Origin of the sequence: Pseudomonas canadensis (genome assembly GCF_000503215.1) — a bacterium.
Classification (GTDB): Bacteria; Pseudomonadota; Gammaproteobacteria; order Pseudomonadales; family Pseudomonadaceae; genus Aquipseudomonas; species Aquipseudomonas canadensis.
In genome coordinates, this window is record NZ_AYTD01000001.1 from 501,458 (window position 1) to 520,227 (window position 18,770).

10 protein-coding genes are annotated in these 18,770 nt (G+C 57.5%); 7 read left to right on the forward strand and 3 right to left on the reverse strand.

The features are described 5' to 3' along the window. Positions 1-50: 50 nt before the first annotated feature. Positions 51-581 (reverse strand): ferritin-like domain-containing protein, encoded by a 531-nt coding sequence (locus tag U367_RS0102170; RefSeq protein WP_028615542.1) that lies wholly within the window; start codon positions 579-581, stop codon positions 51-53. 168 nt (positions 582-749) lie between these two features. On the opposite strand from U367_RS0102170, the gene U367_RS0102175 reads away from it, so the two are divergent. Next, complete coding sequence (locus tag U367_RS0102175; protein WP_028615543.1) at positions 750-1,640, forward strand: esterase/lipase family protein; 891 nt, start codon at positions 750-752, stop codon at positions 1,638-1,640. Here U367_RS0102175 and U367_RS0102180 read toward each other — a convergent pair. After that, the gene (locus U367_RS0102180; RefSeq protein ID WP_028615544.1) at positions 1,637-2,506 is read right to left on the reverse strand and encodes a DMT family transporter; all 870 of its coding nucleotides are present in this window, start codon (positions 2,504-2,506) and stop codon (positions 1,637-1,639) included. The genes U367_RS0102175 and U367_RS0102180 overlap by 4 nt on opposite strands. 97 nt (positions 2,507-2,603) lie before the next feature. On the opposite strand from U367_RS0102180, the gene U367_RS0102185 reads away from it, so the two are divergent. The 3 genes from U367_RS0102185 (at position 2,604) to U367_RS0102195 (ending at position 4,958) form a co-directional block, all read left to right on the forward strand. Next, positions 2,604-3,392, forward strand: coding sequence for an AraC family transcriptional regulator (locus U367_RS0102185; RefSeq protein WP_028615545.1), 789 nt, complete (start codon positions 2,604-2,606; stop codon positions 3,390-3,392). A gap of 71 nt (positions 3,393-3,463) precedes the next feature. Continuing rightward, complete coding sequence (locus tag U367_RS0102190) at positions 3,464-3,763, forward strand: PsiF family protein (RefSeq protein ID WP_016976953.1); 300 nt, start codon at positions 3,464-3,466, stop codon at positions 3,761-3,763. Positions 3,764-3,944: 181 nt separating this feature from the next. Continuing rightward, positions 3,945-4,958, forward strand: coding sequence for an AI-2E family transporter (locus U367_RS0102195; protein WP_016976954.1), 1,014 nt, complete (start codon positions 3,945-3,947; stop codon positions 4,956-4,958). A gap of 101 nt (positions 4,959-5,059) precedes the next feature. On the opposite strand, the gene U367_RS0102200 is transcribed toward U367_RS0102195, so the two are convergent. After that, complete coding sequence (locus tag U367_RS0102200; RefSeq protein ID WP_028615546.1) at positions 5,060-6,328, reverse strand: Hsp70 family protein; 1,269 nt, start codon at positions 6,326-6,328, stop codon at positions 5,060-5,062. A 238-nt stretch (positions 6,329-6,566) separates the two neighbouring features. On the opposite strand from U367_RS0102200, the gene U367_RS0102205 reads away from it, so the two are divergent. The 3 genes from U367_RS0102205 (at position 6,567) to U367_RS0102215 (ending at position 18,766) form a co-directional block, all read left to right on the forward strand. Next, a complete protein-coding gene (locus tag U367_RS0102205) occupies positions 6,567-7,508 on the forward strand; it encodes a DnaJ C-terminal domain-containing protein (protein WP_028615547.1) in 942 nt (313 codons plus the stop codon). Between the two features lie 482 nt (positions 7,509-7,990). Further along, on the forward strand, positions 7,991-13,186 hold the full coding sequence (locus tag U367_RS0102210; RefSeq protein WP_028615548.1) for an NEL-type E3 ubiquitin ligase domain-containing protein: 5,196 nt from the start codon (positions 7,991-7,993) through the stop codon (positions 13,184-13,186). 297 nt (positions 13,187-13,483) lie between these two features. Then, on the forward strand, positions 13,484-18,766 hold the full coding sequence (locus U367_RS0102215) for an NEL-type E3 ubiquitin ligase domain-containing protein (RefSeq protein ID WP_028615549.1): 5,283 nt from the start codon (positions 13,484-13,486) through the stop codon (positions 18,764-18,766). Positions 18,767-18,770: the final 4 nt, after the last annotated feature.

Sequence of the window (18,770 nt, forward strand, 5' to 3'; positions counted from 1 at the left end):
ACCGCTATCGGGGGCAAGCCCCCTCCCACATGGGATTGCATGTCGCGGGGTTACAGGCTTTCTAGGATGTCAGCCATATCGTCCGCATGCTCTTCTTCCTGGGCCAGGATTTCTTCGAAGAGGCGGCGCGTGGTCGGGTCTTTATCGCCAATGTACTGGATGATTTCGCGGTAGCTGTCCACGGCAATCCGCTCGGCGACCAGGTCTTCGTAGACCATTTCCTTCAAGTTATTGCCTGCCACGTACTGTGCGTGGGAATTCTTCGACAGCAGGTCCGGGTTGAACTCCGGCTCACCGCCCAACTGCACGATGCGCTCTGCGAGCTTGTCGGCGTGTTCGGCTTCCTGGGTAGCGTGCTCAAGGAATTCCTGCGCGGCGACTGCAGCCTTAATGCCGCTGGCCATGAAGTAGTGGCGCTTGTAGCGCAGCACGCAGACCAGCTCGGTGGCCAGCGATGCGTTGAGCAGGCGGATGATTTCTTCGCGGTCGGCGTCATAACCTTCGGTCACTGCACCGTTTTCGACGTTCTGGCGGGCGCGGCTGCGCAGGGTCGCAACGTCAGTCAAGTTTGCTTCGGTCATCTCAATCTCCTGGTACTAATCCGGTTTTGCGCCACGCTCTGCCGGCGTGATCGCTCCAAGTTGTGAGTCCTGCGTCACGCAAAAAGTTTTATCGGATTTATGTCATCACTGCGTCGCGGGACTGGGCTAGCCTCTGGTGAGTCTTTCCTGATCAAGGACGTTCGGCCCATGCCGCAGTCGTTAGCCACGCGTTATCCCCTGGTGCTGGTCCCTGGCATGCTCGGGTTCGTGCGCCTGGGGTGGTTTCCTTATTGGTACGGTATCGTCCCCGCGCTGCGGGCGGGCGGGGCGCAGGTGTTTCCCTTGCAGGTGGCGCCGCTGGATTCCAGCGAAGTGCGCGGCGAGCAATTGCTGGTGCAGATCGAGCGCATCCGCCGTGAAACGGCGGCCGACAAGGTCAACTTGATCGGCCACAGCCAGGGCTCGCTCACCGCCCGGTATGCGGCGGCCAAATGCCCGGAATGGGTGGCGTCGGTGACGTCCGTGGCCGGGCCCAACCACGGCTCGGAGCTGGCGGACCACATTCACCTCAATTACCCAGTGGATGGCGTGAAGGGGCGGATCATGAGCGCGCTGTTTCACGGAGTCGCCTGGCTGATGGGCGTGCTGGAAACCGGTTATCGCGGGCCACGCTTCAAGGCGGATCTGCAGGCTTCCCATCACTCGCTGACCAGTGCGGGCGTGGCGCTGTTCAATCAGCATTATCCACAGGGGCTGCCGCAGACATGGGGTGGACAGGGGCCCGAAGAGGTCAATGGCGTGCGTTATTACTCATGGTCCGGCACCTTGCAGCCGGGCATTACCGACCGTGGTCGTAACCTGTTCGACGGTACGAACCGCAGTTGCCGCCTGTTCGCCCGCAGCTTCGTGCGCGAAAAGGGCCAGTGTGACGGCATGGTCGGGCGCTACAGTTCACACTTGGGGTTGGTGATCGGCGATGACTACGCCCTGGACCACTTCGATATCGTCAACCAGTCCCTGGGGCTGGTGGGCAAGGGCGCCGAGCCGATCCGACTGTTTGTCGAGCATGCCCGGCGCTTGAAGGAGGCCGGGGTTTAACGGACCGGCGTGGTCCAACGCTCCGACAGAATCACTCCGCCCAAGGTCAGCAGGCCGCCCACCAGGTGGTATAGCGCCAACTCTTCCTTCAACACCACCGCCGCAATCAGCGCGGTGATCAATGGCAGCAGGTTGAAAAACAGCGTGGTGCGGCTCGGGCCCAAGGTCTTCACCGAATGCATCCACGCCAGCGGCGCGACCATTGAGGCCAACAGGCACGCATACAGCACCAGTGGAATGTTCGCCCAACCCAGGCCAGCCTTCGCCGAAAACAGAAACAGCGGGAACAGCACCACCACCGCCACCAGCACCTGCAGATACAGCAACACCAGCGGCGGCAGGCGCAGCTGCCATTTTTTCAGCAAGGTGCTGTAGACCGCGTAGGCCAGGGTCGCGACCAGCATCATGCCGTCCCCCAGGTTGACCCCGTGCTGCAGCAGTGCGTCGAGGCTGCCGGCGGAAACCACCACCACCACGCCAGCGAATGACAGCACGGCACCGGTCATCGCGCCGTAGGTGAGGCGTTGGCCGAGGCTGATGATCGCCGCCGTCAGTGCCATCAACGGCATCAACGACAGGATGATGCCCATGTTGGTCGCGGTGGTGAGCGACGCGGCGTAATACGCCAGGCTTTGGTAAACCGCCATGCCCAACACGCCGAGGATGAACACCTTGCCCAGGTTCGGACGGATCAGCGCCCAGTTGGCGATCACCGGCTTGATCATGAACGGCGTGAACAGCAGCGCCGCCAGCAACCAGCGGTAAAAGCCAATTTCCGCCGGGAACAATGCGCCCACAGCCAGCTTGTTGACGACGGTGTTGCCGGCCCAGATGAAAATGGCCAGCAAGGGATAAGCGTATTGCATCGAAAGTAACCAAGTGTGTTGATGAGGCAGGATTATCCATTGTCTGGATCGAAGCCTATACTGCGATCCAGACAAACCACCTCTGTATCCAGACAATATGGCCAAGCACAACGTACGTCTTGCGGATTTCCCCCGGTTGCCGAGCCCGGTGTACTTCCGTTATTCGGATTTCGCGCCTGACACCGAGTGCACGCCGCACCGGCATTTCTGGGGCTCGCTGGATTACTCGGCCAGCGGTGTGATGCGCATGGAAGTGGCCGGCAACCGCTTCATGTCGCCGCCGCAATACGCGGTGTGGGTGCCACCTCACACCGAACACAGCTCCTACAATGCCGAGGCGATCGTCTATCACTCGGTGGGGCTGGCGCCGGAACTTTGTGAGCAACTGCCCCAGCAGCCTTGCACCCTGGCCATCAGCGACATTCTCAAGGCCATCCTCAGCGATTTTGCCCAGCGTGACGTGAACATGCCGCAGACCGAGTCCGACATCCGCCTGGCCCAGGTGCTGGTGGACCAGCTCAAGCAGGCGCCGATCCACGAATGCTTCCTGCCATACGCCCGCCACCCTGGCTTGCTCGGCGTACTCGAAGGCATGCAGGCCGATCCTGCCGACAACCGGCCCCTGGCGCACTGGGCCGAACAAGTCCACGTGAGCGAACGCACCCTGGCGCGCCTGTTTGTGCGGGAGCTGGGCATGAGCTTCGGCGAATGGCGCCAGCGTCTGCGCTACCTGGCGGCCATCGAAGCCCTCGACAGCCCACGCAGCGTGCAACATGTGGCGTTTGACCTGGGCTACAGCACCGCCTCGGCCTTTATCGCCATGTTCCAGCGCCAGGCGGGCTGTACGCCGGAGCAGTATCGACGGACGCATATCCGTACCCGGTGAAGTTGTAACAGGCTTTGACTACACTGCTGGGTAGTCCGTGCCCTTCGGTGCGGTAACAGGGAGAAAACTCCATGAAGATGCTGCGAATTCCGCTGTTGATGATGGGCCTGCTGCTGTGTTCCCAAGGCTTTGCTGCCACCGCTCAGCAAAATAAAATGACCACCTGTAACGCCGAAGCCACCACCAAGACGCTTAAAGGTGATGACCGCAAGGCCTTCATGAAGACCTGTCTGTCTGCTCCAGCAGCCAATGACGCCAAGACGCTTACGCCACAGCAGCAGAAGATGAAGGATTGCAATGCGGACGCCAAGACCAAAGCCTTGACCGGCGACGCGCGCAAAACCTTTATGAGCACTTGCCTGAAGAAATAATAGCCCCAGGCCATAGAAGGCTGCGACACTCGCACACAGCCCTGCTGTAGGAGCGAGCTTGCTCGCGAAAAACCTGAACGATAACGCGTGCCTTCAGACTAAAACGCGGTGTTCTTGCGTTTTTCGCGAGCAAGCTCGCTCCTACATCAACATCCTTTAACGCCGTTCGTTTTGAGGCTGTATGCCAACGTTTTCTCAGCGTCATGTGATATTGCTGGCCAGCTACATCATCATTTTTGGCGGACTGCTGCTGGTACTGCCGCTCAAGTTGCTGCCCAGCTTGCTGGCTGGCCTGCTGGTGTTCGAGCTGGTCAACATGCTGACCCCCCAACTGCAACGGCTGATCGAAGGACGGCGTGCGCGCTGGCTGGCGGTCGCCTTGCTCGGCACCCTGATCGTCAGCGTGCTGACCCTGATCTTCGCCGGCGCCATCAGCTTCCTGCTCCACGAAGCGGAAAATCCCGGGGCCTCTCTCGATAAATTCATGGGTGTGGTTGATCGCGCGCGCGGCCAGTTGCCGCCGTTCCTCGACGCTTACCTGCCTGCCAGTGCCGCCGAGTTCCGCGTGGCCATCGGCGACTGGCTAAGCAAGCACCTGAGCGAGTTGCAGTTGGTCGGCAAAGACGCCGCCCACATGTTTGTCACCCTGCTGATCGGCATGGTGCTTGGCGCCATCATCGCTCTGCAACGCGTCCCCGACCTGACCAAACGCAAACCCTTGGCCGCCGCGCTGTTCGACCGCCTGCACCTGCTGGTCCAGGCCTTTCGCAATATCGTATTCGCCCAGATCAAGATCGCCGCGCTCAACACCGCCTTCACTGCCGTGTTCCTCGCCGTGGTACTGCCGTTGTGCGGGATTCACCTGCCGTTGACCAAAACCCTGATCGTCCTCACGTTCCTGCTCGGCCTGCTGCCGGTCATTGGTAACCTGATGTCCAACACCCTGATCACCATCGTCGCGCTGTCGCTGTCGATCTGGGTGGCAGTGGCGGCGTTGGGGTATCTGATCGTGATCCACAAAATCGAATATTTCCTCAATGCGCGGATCGTGGGCGGGCAGATCAGTGCCAAGTCGTGGGAGTTGCTGCTGGCGATGTTGGTGTTTGAGGCCGCGTTCGGCCTGCCGGGTGTGGTGGCGGGGCCGATTTATTATGCGTATTTGAAGAGTGAGCTGAAGCTCGGTGGGATGGTTTGACGCAGTAACCTGTAGGAGCGAGCTTGCTCGCGAAGAACGCCAACGATAACGCAGCGCTCTCAGGTTTTTCGCGAGCAAGCTCGCTCCTACAGTCGATCTTTTTAGCAACCGTAGCGCTTGCTGGCTTCGATGGCCAACCCGCTGCCGATGCTGCCAAAGATATTGCCTTCCACATGCCGCGCATTCGGCAGCATCGCCGAAATGCTGTGGCGCAGCGCCGGAATCCCGCTGGAGCCGCCGGTAAAAAACACCGTGTCCACTTGTGCCACGCTCACCGATGCGTCGTTGAGCAGTTGCGTCACGCTCCCGCGCACACGCTCCAGCAAGCTGTCGATGGACGACTCGAACAGCGCCCGGCTCAGGTCTACGCTCAGGCCTGCTTCGATGCGGTCCAGCGCCACATGGCGGCTGTCTTCGTGGGTCAGTTGGATCTTGGTTTCTTCCACTTCCATCGCCAACCAATGCCCGGCGCGCTGTTCGATCAGCTTGAACAGGCGGTCGATGCCACCGGTGTCTTCGATGTCGTAGCGCATGCTGCCCAACGCCAACTGGGATTTTTGCGAGTACACCGAGTTGATGGTGTGCCAGGTGGCGAGGTTCATGTGATGGCTGGTGGGCATGTAGGCGCCGCTTTTCATGCGGCTGCCGTAGCCGAACAGCGGCATCATGCCTTGCAGGCTGAGCTGTTTATCGAAGTCAGTACCGCCGATGTGCACGCCGCCGGTGGCGAGGATGTCGCTCTGGCGGTTGTCGTTGTGGCGACGGTCCGGTGACAGGCGCACCAAGGAGAAGTCGGAGGTACCGCCGCCGATATCGACAATCAGTACCAACTCTTCTTTCTGGATGGTGGACTCGTAATCGAACGCGGCGGCAATCGGCTCGTACTGGAACGAGATGTCCTTGAAGCCAATCTTGCGTGCCACGTCGACCAGGGTGTTCTCGGCCTCCTGGTCGGCCATTGGGTCGTCGTCGACGAAAAACACCGGGCGACCCAGCACCACTTCTTCAAACTCACGGCCGGCATTGGCTTCGGCGCGGCTCTTGAGCTGGCCGATAAACAGCGCCAGCAGGTCGGTGAATGGCATCGCCGTGCCGAGCACGCTGGTGTCGTGCTTGATCAGCTTGGAGCCCAACAGGCTCTTGAGCGAGCGCATCAGTCGGCCTTCATAGTTTTCCAGGTACTCATGCAGCGCCAGGCGGCCGTAGACCGGGCGGCGTTCCTCGAAGTTGAAGAACACCACCGACGGCAGGGTGATCTTGTCGTCCTCCAGCGCGATAAGCGTCTCCTCGCCGGGGCGGATCCAGCCGACGGTGGAGTTGGACGTGCCAAAGTCGATGCCGCAGGCACGGGCTGGGGATGAGTTTTCCATGACAATCAGGTTCCGGTTGAAAAACGGCCGCGCAGTGTATGCCAGTCGACGCCGGATGCGTAGGCCGACCATCTGTTAAATCGTGCTTGAAACCTGGGGATTTGCCCCCACATCTGCTGCATACGGCAAGTGCCGATAACACTTTGACGCACCCCCAGGCCACATCACTCAACAGGTGCAATGCAGCGCACGCTGTGCCCCGGGCTGTGCGATCTCGATTAAGGATGGTGAACCGCCGATGGATTTCAAAGACTACTACAAGATATTGGGCGTAGAGCCGACGGCCGACGACAAGGAAATCAAGGCGGCCTATCGCAAGCTTGCGCGCAAATATCACCCGGATGTGAGCAAGGAAAAAGACGCCGAAGCCAAGTTCAAGGACGCGTCCGAAGCCTATGAGGCGCTCAAGAGCGCTGACAAGCGCGCCGAATACGACGAACTGCGCAAATACGGCCAGCATGGCCAACCTTTCCAGGGACCACCGGGCTGGCAGAGCCGTGGCGGCTTTGGCGGCGGTGGCGGTGAGGATTTCTCGGACTTCTTCAGTTCGATCTTCGGCTCCCGTGGCGATGCGTTTGGTGGCGGCCAGCGCCGTCCGGCTGGGCGCAAGGGTCAGGACGTGGAGATGCAACTGACAGTGTCCCTTGAAGAGACACTGTCCACCGAGTCCAAGCAGATCAGCTTCCAGGTGCCGCAATACGATGCCTCGGGCCGGCATGTGAGCAACACTACCAAGAGCCTGAACGTGAAGATCCCCGCCGGCGTGGCCGACGGTGAGCGCATCCGCCTCAAGGCACAGGGCGCACCGGGGATTGGCGGCGGGGCCAATGGTGATCTGTACCTGATCATCAAGTTTGCACCGCACGCTAAGTTCGAGGTGGAAGGTCAGGACTTGGTAATCACAGTGCCCCTGGCACCGTGGGAGTTGGCGTTGGGCACGGAAGTGGCTGTGCCGACGCTGACCGGCAAGATCAACCTCAAGGTGCCTGCTGGCAGCCAGAACGGCCAGCGTATGCGCGCCAAGGGCCATGGCTTGCTGAACAAGAGCGGGGAGCGCGGCTTCCTGTTTATTCAGCTCAAGGTGGTGATGCCCAAAGAGGTCGACGAAGAGGCCAAGGCGTTGTGGCAGGCGTTGGCGAAAAACGCTGACTTCGATCCGAGGCAAACCTGGAATAGCTGATCGTAAGCCCTGACGCTGTCCAGTGGAGGGGCGAGGCAGGGGGCCATGCCGTGCTCGCGAAAAACGCAGGAGCCCCCCATGCACTCAGGCTGCCTGCACAATATCTATGCAGTCCGACCGTGTCGGATCGTTCTATAGGCTGGTGTCTTTGTCACCCGTCAAGGACGATCCGCCATGTCAAACCCTACTGCAACTGCCACCCCCGTTGGTGTGTTCAACGCCAGCGCTCGCGGTGCTCACTACGACTTCCTGAAAGACCGTGTGCCGTCTTGGTTCAACCAGGCGCACTTCGTTCGTTTCTGCATACATAGTTAACGCAGTCGACATTCCTGATAAAAGCAATAAAAGACTATTCTTTTTTGCACTTATTTAAATGGTTAATTCTGTTCTCGGGTCAAGAGCTGCCCGGCGGGCATTAATTTATTTTTTATCGGTAATGCCTAAAACGGTTATTGAATTCAACTGCATATGGAATGTGTGAAATGACTGGAAATTCAGTAGTAAATGTCGCTGGTGATAATCCCGAGAGCAACGATAAGGGTATTCATTTTGACTTGATTAAAAATATCATCCCAGGCTGCCTCATTGGCGCTTCACCCGTGCGGCGTAAAGTGCTTAAAGACACCAAGCCTGACCTTCCAGACTGGTATGAAAAATGTTCCACTGAGGAACAGAAGCAATTAAAACAGTTACTGGAGGCTGACTGTCATGCGCAAAATGAATGGGAAAAGTTTCTCGGGGACGTGCAGAACATCACCGCCTACGCTAAACCAAAATTAACCGCAGCCTTGGCCGAAGCAGGCGTCAAGCTGGATGTCGACACTACCTGGCTGCGCCTGTATTACCCAGTGGAGTATAAGTTTTTCGGCCTTCCGACAGGCGTTCAAACGGGCGACTTTCGTAGCAGGACTTTTTCCTTGTTACAGGCGGCTCTGCATAATTTCGAAGCCTTTGAAGCTGAGGCGGGTTACTTCGACGGCGAGTCGTTGTTTATAACTGAGCCCGATGCGCGGGGGCACTTCGATGTCATCCGACCAGCGCCGATGAAGGTTGAGACATTCGTTGCCATTTGTCGCAAGCTGGACATCGGCGGACAATATGAGAAACATATAAAAGATAAGCTCTATGGCCCCGGCGGAAGATCTGAGCTGGGTCGTGTGCCCTTTATCAATAATAAAAAAGCAGCCTTGAAGGCCGCCGCGTTTGCCGCCTTGCTGAAAAAGGATATTAAGCGCAAACATTATGATTTATTGGTCGAGTTGATCAGCGATAAGTTCGAGGTCAAAGATAACGACATACGTCGAACGATCAGTTATAGCCCAATGCGATTGATGGGATATGACATTGCCGAGTGCGCGCTGTTTTTTCCCACGCACGGGAATCGCTACGACGGCGGCTATGTCATTGTTTATATTCCGGACGATCCCGAACATCCGGTCAAACATTACGCGTCATTGGCCGAGTTTGAAGAGGAACTTACCCATAAACTGCTGTACCGGCCGCAGGGGAGCAGGATCGACAGTGGCCGGGATGTGCTCACCGACTACCAGCGGTTTTTCAGCCGCTTCGTGTCGGAAAAGGACCGCGGCCGGTTTTTTCTTCGATTCACCGAGAAAGTCAAAGACTTCCCGTCCGGTGCCTATTGGACAGACGGGGTGCGAACCTATCTGAAGTACCTTGAGCCGGCCTCCAGATTGGTCGGTCCTTTGGTTGACCGGCACTGGCGGCGCGATCCCCTGGAAAACATCGACCTGCACCTGAAGATCTCGCTCGACATGCAGTGGCTGGGTATGTCCGGCATCTGGTTTGAAATGTACCTGCAGCACCGCCGACGTATCCTCGAGAACGCCCAAGTGCTGGCTGTGTCTACGGCTGCCGAGGACAACCTCACTCGCGAGCGCCGACTCTCCAATTATCTGAACGTCGGCCTGTTCATCGTGGGTATTGCCGCGTTCTTTGTGCCGCCCGCAGGCGCCGCGATGTTATTGATCACCGCAAACCAATTGTTGTTCGAGACGATTGAAGGTGTTCGTGAGTTGAGCCGGGGTGACCGGGAGGCAGGCTGGGCGCATATCACTGATGTCGTGGAGAACCTGGCAACCATGTTGGCGTTGGCGCCAGTATTCCATTTCGCGGTTTCACCTTTTATCGAAGAGCTCAAAGCCGTCGTGCTCCCCAGTGGCAAGACACGTTTGTGGAAGCCGGACCTCAAGCCCTATCAGTTGGACATGACGTTGCCGGAAAGCTCCCGACCCAACGCACAGGGTCTTCATCGCTTTGATGGGCGAGATGTTCTGCCGCTGGACGGCAGTCACTACGCCGTGCAGGAAGACGTGGCCACGGGCAGGTATCGGATGCAGCACCCCACACGCCTCAATGCCTATGCTCCCGAGCTGAACACCAACGGCTCCGGTGCCTGGAATCATGAATTGGAACAGCCGCGAACCTGGGAGGGCCCCCAGTTGATGAGGCGCCTTGGGCATGCAGTCAGTGAGTTCAGCGATACCGAACTGGAGCAGATTCGCCATGTCAGCGACACCTCTGAAGACGTGTTGCGCAGAATGCATGTCGAGAACGAGCCGCCAGGGCCACTGCTGGCCGATACGATCAGTCGCTTCGATGCGTACAAACAGGTCGAAACGTTCATCGCCGCCATGAAGGATGATTCCTCGACCTTATCTACTCAGGACCACTCGATCAGTCAGTTGCATGTCATGACGCGTTACTGCAAGTGGCCAGAACAGGTCTCGATGCGAGTGATCGACGCACAGGCCAAGACACTCTGGAGATATCTCAGCTCACACAGTCCACAGAGCGAAATACGTACCGTGCAGATCCATGATTTGCAGTTGCGCAACGGGGAACTGCTGCCGACGCTTCTGGAAGCCCTGGATGAGAGCGAAACCAATACGCTACTGGAGCAAGCGCCTGGAACTCCGCGCGGCCTCCTCGACGCACGTGTTGCAACACTGCGCGCGACCATTGCCAAGGTTGCCGAACGCCGTAAAGCTCAGCTACTCAATGATTTTTACAGGGCCGATACCGACGTCAGCGACCCTCGAGCCAATTTGATTTGGGCACGCTTTCGCGGTGTGTCCATGAAAGTGATCAAAGCGCTTCTGCAAGAGGCCAGCAGTGCTGAACGGCAACAAATGGCCAAATGGGACTTCGCCGACACGCTGCAGACCAAGCCCATACCGCTCAAATTGGCGGAGGCCTTGCGCATCGCCCAGCGTGAAGTGCGTCTGGCGCGTGCCTACGAGGGGCTTTATCTGGACGCGTTGATCAACCCGGATACAGAGAAGCTCGTGCTTAATTCGCTGAAGAAACTCTCTGGCTGGCCAGCTGATTTGCGTATTGAAGTTCGACAGGGTTCGTTTGATGGACAACTACGGGCCAGTGCCGGCGCTATAGAGGCTAAGAGTACCAAGGTGCTTGTGCAAAAAAACGACGGCTTGTATGAGGCGCGTGACGGGAATGATCTTGAATTGCATGGGCCCGACGATTTCTTCGCCGCCCTTCAACATGCTCTGCCCGATGACCATCGCACTGCATTGGGCTTGCCTGACGTGAACCAGGGGCCAGCCCTGGAAACGTTGATCAACCAGCACCTGCTTTCACGGGAAGAGTTGCGCTCGGTATTGAAGATGCAGCCGATCAGACCCTGGTTCAAGGCGCCCACACGCTGGAGCAATGGGCGTCTGGGTTATCCGTTAAGTGGTCGTGGGACTGGCGAGCCCCGGCTGTTAAGAGACAGGCAGAGGGTCTTGAGACTGTTTCCTGACTATACCGATGCACAAATTGACAAGTTTCTGGGGCAGATAGGCACTCAACGTGAGAAGTATCTGGTCAATTTTGAGGCAGAGCTGGAAGTTCTGCGCAACGAGTTGCAGCAATGGAAGTCAACACCGAGTACTCGCGTACTGCCGGATGGCAGAATCGCCGCTGTCGAGCCGTATGAAAAGGCCGTAGTCGCAGAAAAGCTTCAGCGCTGCTGGCAGAAGCGCGCAGGTACGATGAAGTACGGGCCAAACGGTAGGGCATTGGGGTATGAGCTCGATCTTCACGGCCGCACCGCCGGGGAGCTGCCTGCGATGAAAGGCTACTTCTCCCACGTGCGCTTTGTGGACCTGAGTAACATGGGACTCACAGAGGTGCCCACGGAGTTCCTGGACTCGTTTCCGTCTATTGTGCAGTTGCAGTTGCAGTCCAACGGGCTGGTTGAGTTGCCGACAATGATCACTGATAAATCCTCGCTGATTTATCTGGATGTTTCCAATAACAACATCACCCTGACAGAGCAATCAGCCGACGCTTTGGCGAAGATGACTCACTGGAGATATCTCGAACTGAGCCACAATCCACTTGGGCTTCGCCCTGACTTTAGTCAGATGCCGGACCTGACCCACGTCCGACTACAAGCCTGCGGTCTCACCGAATGGCCTGTCGGGCTGCGTGATCAAGCGGAGCTAGTCATGCTTGACTTACGTGATAACCAGCTCACCTCGTTTCCTGAATGGGCGGTGAATCCATCAGCGGAGCATGCGCCTGACATCAACCGTGTGTTGGAAGTCACTGAACTCAATGGCAATCCCCTTTCTGATCAAGGCATGCAGCAGTATGCCGACATTCTGACGCGTATCTTTCTGGATGACGATCAGGCCGGCTTGATGCCAGTTCCTCCAGATGGCCCGGCTGAACGTGGCGCAGACGGCGGCACTTTAGCGCCATCGGCGCAGAGAGTTGAGCATTGGTTGAAAGGCTTTTCGACGGCTGAGCAGGCCGCGAAAAAAGTACAGTGGGCGCTACTCGATGCTGAGGCTCTGGAGCGAGAAGCGGCAGGAGGAGAGGGTGGCAGCATAGTCAGTGAGAGCGAAGAATTTTTCCGGTTGTTGGAAAAGTTGAAAGAAACGGCCGAATACAAAAAGTCATATTCCGATCTCAAAGCGCGGGTGTGGGCGGTGCTGGATGCGGCAGAACAAAATGAAGCACTGCGTCGCGAGTTGTTCAAAGCTGCGGGCGAACCACAGACGTGCAGTGATCGGGCCGCGCTGGTGTTTAGCGAACTGGAAATCAAGGTGCAGATTCATAAAGCGTTGGCGCAGGTCGGTGAGGCTGGCGCGGGCGTTGAGTTGCTCAAATTGGCCAAAGGTCTGTTCCGCCTGGATGAGGTCGAGGCATTTGCGCTCAACGATATCAAAGAGCGCATTCAGCTGATTGTCCGCTCCAACATATTGTCGAGTGAAATGGGCAATCAGCTGTTGTTGATGGATCAAATCGAAGTACGACTGTCTTATCGGGTGAGTCTGCGCGACAGACTCCAATTGCCCGGGCAGCCCAAGCAAGCTGAATACACCGGTCACCAATACGTGTCGCGAGCAAAGCTGCGTGCTGCCGAGGACCATGTGAATAGCCTGCGGGATTCGAAGCAGGAGATTGAGTCGATTGCTCGTCGAGACTTCTGGGGCGAGTACCTGAAGGATAAATATCGCTCCAGGTTCGACTTGGCTGACGAGCCTATCTACAGTCGCATGGAGCAGCTTGAGCTAGCCATACGCACGATGAGCAGTGGTGAATGCAACCGCCAGTTCACGGCGTTGGCTGAGGAAAAACAGCTGACTGAGCGCAAGCTCATCGATCTGCTGACTCCTCAGGAAATACTCAACCTGGAAGAGTGAGCCTTGGTAGATGAATAGCCCCCCGGATGGTGTAAGAACAACAGTCGGGGGGCGCATGGCCGAGTGATCAAAAGGATGAATCCAAGCTCCGATGCCCTGTGTGCCGGGCGCTAAAAATACTTTGCCGCCGTGCCTATATATGTGGGAACTAAGTGCGCGGTAATTACTTGTTTTTCAGCAGGCAAAATTCAATGTAACTTCAACTGGATTGTGTTGTTTTCAGCCATTTTTTAATCTTTTTTTTTGTTTGGGGCTCACTGACACTGGCAAGTGAATTTACTGCATAGGATATGCAAGATGAGCCAGCTAACGAGTAGTTCCACCGTTGATGTATTGCACTCAGCTGTCGCGGGGCAGCCGAACGTCTACCGTGATTATCTGCTGAGCAAGTTGCCGACGCCGATAAAAGACGCTCCGCCCTCGGTATTGATATCGATCATCAACACGCAAGCGAGTTTTCCTGAGTGGTACATCAATGCGCGGCGCATGAATCAAGAATATCTTGACGACTTGATTGATAGACGCTGGCGACTCCAGGGCCCGCTGCAAACAACGCTGGAAAACTTGCAGCAGGACATCAATGCCTTTGCCGAGCCGTTGCTCGTTGCCGCACTGAAAGACGAATTACAACTGGAACTGGACGTCAATACGACCGTGATTCGGTTATACATCCCGGCCCCTCTGTTTCCCGGCATCGATAGCAATGCCAGCCGGATGCGGCAATCTTCATTACTGGAAGCGGCACTGCACAACTTTGAGCAGCCGGAAACGTTGGCCGGTGCGTTTCGCGATGGTTCCGGCATCTTCACCCTCGACAGCACCAACGCGTTGCAGCGCCATGAGTTGACCGTAGAAAAATTTGCGACCTTGTGCCGCAAGCTCGATCTAGGGGCGCAATATCAAACGCATATAAAGGCCTTGTTGATGCCCGAGCAGGCAGCCGCTATGTCGGCCGTCGCCAAACAAGAAATGGATATTGAAAAAGCCGCCTTCAAAGAATCGTCTTTCATTGCCTATTTGAAGAACGACGTTTCTTCAGGGAGTTGGGCAAAACTGTTGCAGATCCACCAAGGTAATCAGGGCGTGCTATTGGGTAATCGCCCTTTGCATTGCCATCGGCTCTCGCTGATGGGTTTTAACGTCTCGGGAGTTGTATTGTTCAGCGCCGTTGCGGACCCTTCCGAAGTCAAACGGCTTTATGACAGCTTGGTGCCGCAGCACCAGCGAACGCTGATGGAGTGGTCGCGACGCCTGACCCTGTTGCCAGGACAGGAATTTGACCAATTCAAGTTGTTGAAGGCGTTCTTCGCCAATGGGCCCAAGGGCTTGGTCGAAGCCATGATGAAACGCAATGATCTTTACGAGCAGAGCCGTCTGGACGGCACATTGCTGGTTTATGTACCCGATGATCCTGATCACCCCATCAAAGAGTATGACTCCCTCGCGGACTTCATGAAGGTATTGCTGGGCCAACTGCGTTCGCCGAGTTACCAGGAGTTTTTTAGTCGATTTATTGCGCACAAAGACAAGGGCCGGTTCTTTGCCCGCGTGCGTGAGCGCCTCACGACCTATACCTGGACTGCCCGTGGCCCATTGGACATGGGGCCCTGGTGGCGCGAAACCGCCGTCGAAAACCCCAACGCCGAACCTATCACCAACGTCATCCCCGGCGATTTGTGGCCGCGAATGGGTCGCTGGCGCAGGGAAAAGGCGATAGCGGACGCACGGCAGATCGCGGTGCTGACTGACGATGAAGACGCTGCCACGCGCTGGAACCGGCTGACCACCTACCTGAATATCGGTTGGAATGTGTTCAATTTCGGCGCCATGCTCGTGCCTGGCCTGGCCGGACCGCTGCTGGCAGTCATGGTGGGGCAAATGCTCCTCGAAACCATGGAGGGTATAGAGGAGTGGAGCAAGGGCGACAAGGAAGAAGCGGCGGCCCATCTGGTCGGGGTGATGATCAATGCGGCGCAGTTGGCGCTGATGATGGCGGGGCATGTCCTGCCGGGTGGTACCGCCACGCCGGTCAGGCCATCCTCGCTCATCGACAACCTGAAACCGGTTCAACTGCCCGATGGCAGCATGCGCCTGTGGAACAAGAACCTGGCCCCCTACGCCCATGACATTGCCTTGGCCACCGATGCGAAGCCCAATGAGCAGGGCCTGTTTCGGCACAGCAACAAAGACATCCTCAAACATGACGGCCAGCATTTCGAGGTTCGCGATGATCCGCGCACAGGCCAGTCATGCATGCCGCATCCGAGTCGACCGAAAGCGTATCAGCCCAAACTCGAACACAACGGTGCCGGCGGCTGGAAGACTGAACTTGAGCGTCCGCTCGAGTGGGACAAGCCTACTCTCATGCGCCGACTTGGACCCATGGCTGAAGGTCTTTCCGATGCGACGCTGGAGCAAGTTCGTGTGGCTAGCGGTGTAGGCGAGGACGAGTTGCGCAGGCTGCATGTGGTCAACCAGCCACCGCCGGCCGTGTTGCTCGACACCCTGGGACGCTTCAAAGCGTGGGCCGAGGTAGGCAACTTGCCGGAGCAGATCAAACTCGATCAGGTGCCGCAGGCCTTTATTGAGCAGATGCCACACTTGCTGCTGGAGCTGCCGGGATGGCCCGAGCACATCGGCATCGAGCTATTTGAAGGTGCCGAACATTGGGGCACCTCGATAAAGTTTGGTGACGTCGACGCATCGCCAGCGAACACTTTGAAGATTACCCGCGCCGAAATACGCGCAGGAAAACTGCCTGAGTTTGCGGTGAAGTTTATGAGCGAAGCCGACATTCGGGCCATCTTTGGACAGGGCATTTCCCGAGAGCAACCCCTGCGCATCAATGCCTTGAAAAACAAGTTGGCCGAGCAGGCGAAGCTGCAAAGCGACTCCTTGTTTAATGTGCTCAACCGTGCGGGACGGCAAACCGGCTCGCCGCAGGCAGTGGTGTTGCAGGATGCATTCAGCGGGCTTTCCACGGCCGCTGCCGAGGCGTTGTTGGCTGACGTCGCGGCTGAGGATTTGCCGAAGATTACCGACTCTGCACACATCCCGCTGGCGTTGCAGGAACGGGCGCGAGTTGCCGCGCTGACGTCTCGAGTTGCACGCGCCTATGAAGGGTTGTTTTTCGATGTGGCCTACGGTGCAGACACCGAGCGACTGGCGTTGCATTCTCTACAGGCGTTACCCGAGTGGCCGGAAAATGTACGGATTGAAATCCGTGGATCTTCGTTTGACGGACCTTTGAACAACAGCCTCGGCCCGGTTGATGCTGACATTTGCCGGGTGCTCGTCAGCGAAAATGGAAAGTACGAAGCCCGTGACGCCAACGACTTGCACCTCTATGGGCCCGACGATCTCTATGGCTCCATATTGCATGCCCTCCCCGACGCCGAGCGAGATGCGTTGGGCTATCAGATCAACCAGGGGGCCACGCTCAAACAGGCCGTTCTACAAGACCCCTTGCCACGAGACAGGTTCACTGCCTTGCTGGCGGATAATCCGGTGCGCAAGCCGCACTATGACCCGCTGACTATGCGCGTGCGAGGCGGCATGCGCGGAGTTTCTCAGGGGCTGGGTCAAGTCACCGGGCAACTGACGCCCCAAGTGCGAGTGCGCGTCGTGCGCCCCGGATGGTCAGAGGCTGAAGCCGAGGCCTATCTGCAGGCGGGCGGAAGTGATGCCGATATCGAGCAAAGGGCGAGCGCGCTGGAAGCGGAGTTCAATAGGCTCAACGCGAACTTTCAACGCTGGTTAAGCTCGCCGACCGAAGCGTTCCGCTACTCGCCAGCCGGGGTTGCGGAATGGCAGTCGCGCAATGCGCTATACAAGGCTGTGCGGGAGTGCTGGCAGCACAGCGGTCTGCGCGACGTGGATTCGTTCGGCAACCTGCAGGGCTCGGTGCTGGATTTACACAATGTTCCGCTAGGACGGCACCTGAACACCATGCCTACTCTGGAAGGCAATTTCGATCACGTCACCCGGCTGGATTTGAGCAGCACCGAATTGTCCAATATACACATTTCGTTCCTCGATCATTTCCCTCGTTTGCGCTCGCTGAGCGCCAACGACAATTTGCTCACGCGCATTCCGAATGCACTCGGGCGCATGCGTGCCTTGACCGACTTGAACCTGCGCGGTAACCAGATTGTGATGGACGCGCGAGGCATCGCCGACCTGGCAGTGCTCACACGGCTCAATACACTGGACCTGGTGGGTAACCCATTGAGAACCCCTCCAGATATAAGCAGGATGAGCCTGTTGCATACGCTTCTGTTGGCAGACACACGCATTCGAAGCTGGCCGAGTGGCCTGTTCGCGCAACCGCGGTTGCGACATTTTTACCTGGATCTGCAGCAAAACCTGCTCACCGATATTCCTGCAGTACCCCGTGGTTCGGTCCAGGCGGAAATACTGGCGCGAACCGTGGTGAGCCGTGATCCGGAATTTCTTTCAGCAGACAATTTGCAGACGTTGCGCGATTACATCGAGTCCGTCGGCCTTGACCCCGATCGCCCTTATCCGCCGCGTGGCGTGCGCGATAGCCTCTACTGGGAAGAGGGCATGTCTCGATCCGAGTGGGTCGCCCGGCAGAAGGTCTGGAACAGCGTCGAGGACGAGACCGGATCGGTTCAGTTTTTCAACGAGATCCGCAAACTGACCCAATCGTCCCATTACGTCAATGACACGCTTTACCGGGTCGACCTGACTGCCAAGGTGTGGCGAATGCTCGACGCCATGGCCGAGAACACGGAGTTGCGCTTGAAGTTGTTCACCATGGCTGAACCCGGCACTTCGTGTGTCGATGCCGGTGCGCAGTTGTTCAACGCCATGGGCATGGAGGTGCTGATTCATGAGGCGTATGAGTTGGGCAATCCCGGACTGGTGGAAACCGAGCTGGCCACGCTGGCACGGGGTAAGGGGCGGCTGGATGAATTGACCAGGATCGCCCACAAGACGGTCGCCGAGCGCCTGGAGCAGGGTGAGGAGTTCACGCGAGTCGGTGCTGACGGCGAGGTCCAGGGAACCATCGACGAAGTTGAGGTGCATATGGCGTTCATGACCGATCTGGCAGAACGGCTGGACTTGCCCTGGCAGTTTCGCAAGATGCAATTCAGAAGGATTGCCGGGGTTGATAAGGCAATGATCGATGCCGCCTATCAACGCGTGATGGACCTTGAGGCTGGGGATTTGCTGGATGACGTGCTCCTCGATCAACCGTTCTGGACATCCTACGTTGAAGGCTCCAATCGCAGCACGTTCAAAGGTTTCAGGCGCCGGCTGGACCTCACTACCGAGTTCTATATGGCGCTGGAGGAGCGCGCGCGAGGCATCGAGCTTTCCCTCGAGCAAAAGGAACAGTTGAAGATTGAAATCAGGGTGCTGGGTTCTGAATTGAAAAAAACGGAGAGTGCGTATGCCCCGGGTACCGTCATGACCGATGACGAGTACGTTGCCGAGGTGAAAGTGATTGAGGATGAGATGAAAGCAACGCTCAAGACGATCACTGGCCAGGCGATTGATCGGGCGAAATTGCGACGGGTGGAAATCCCTTTCACCGTTGAACCCGCCAGTTGATGGC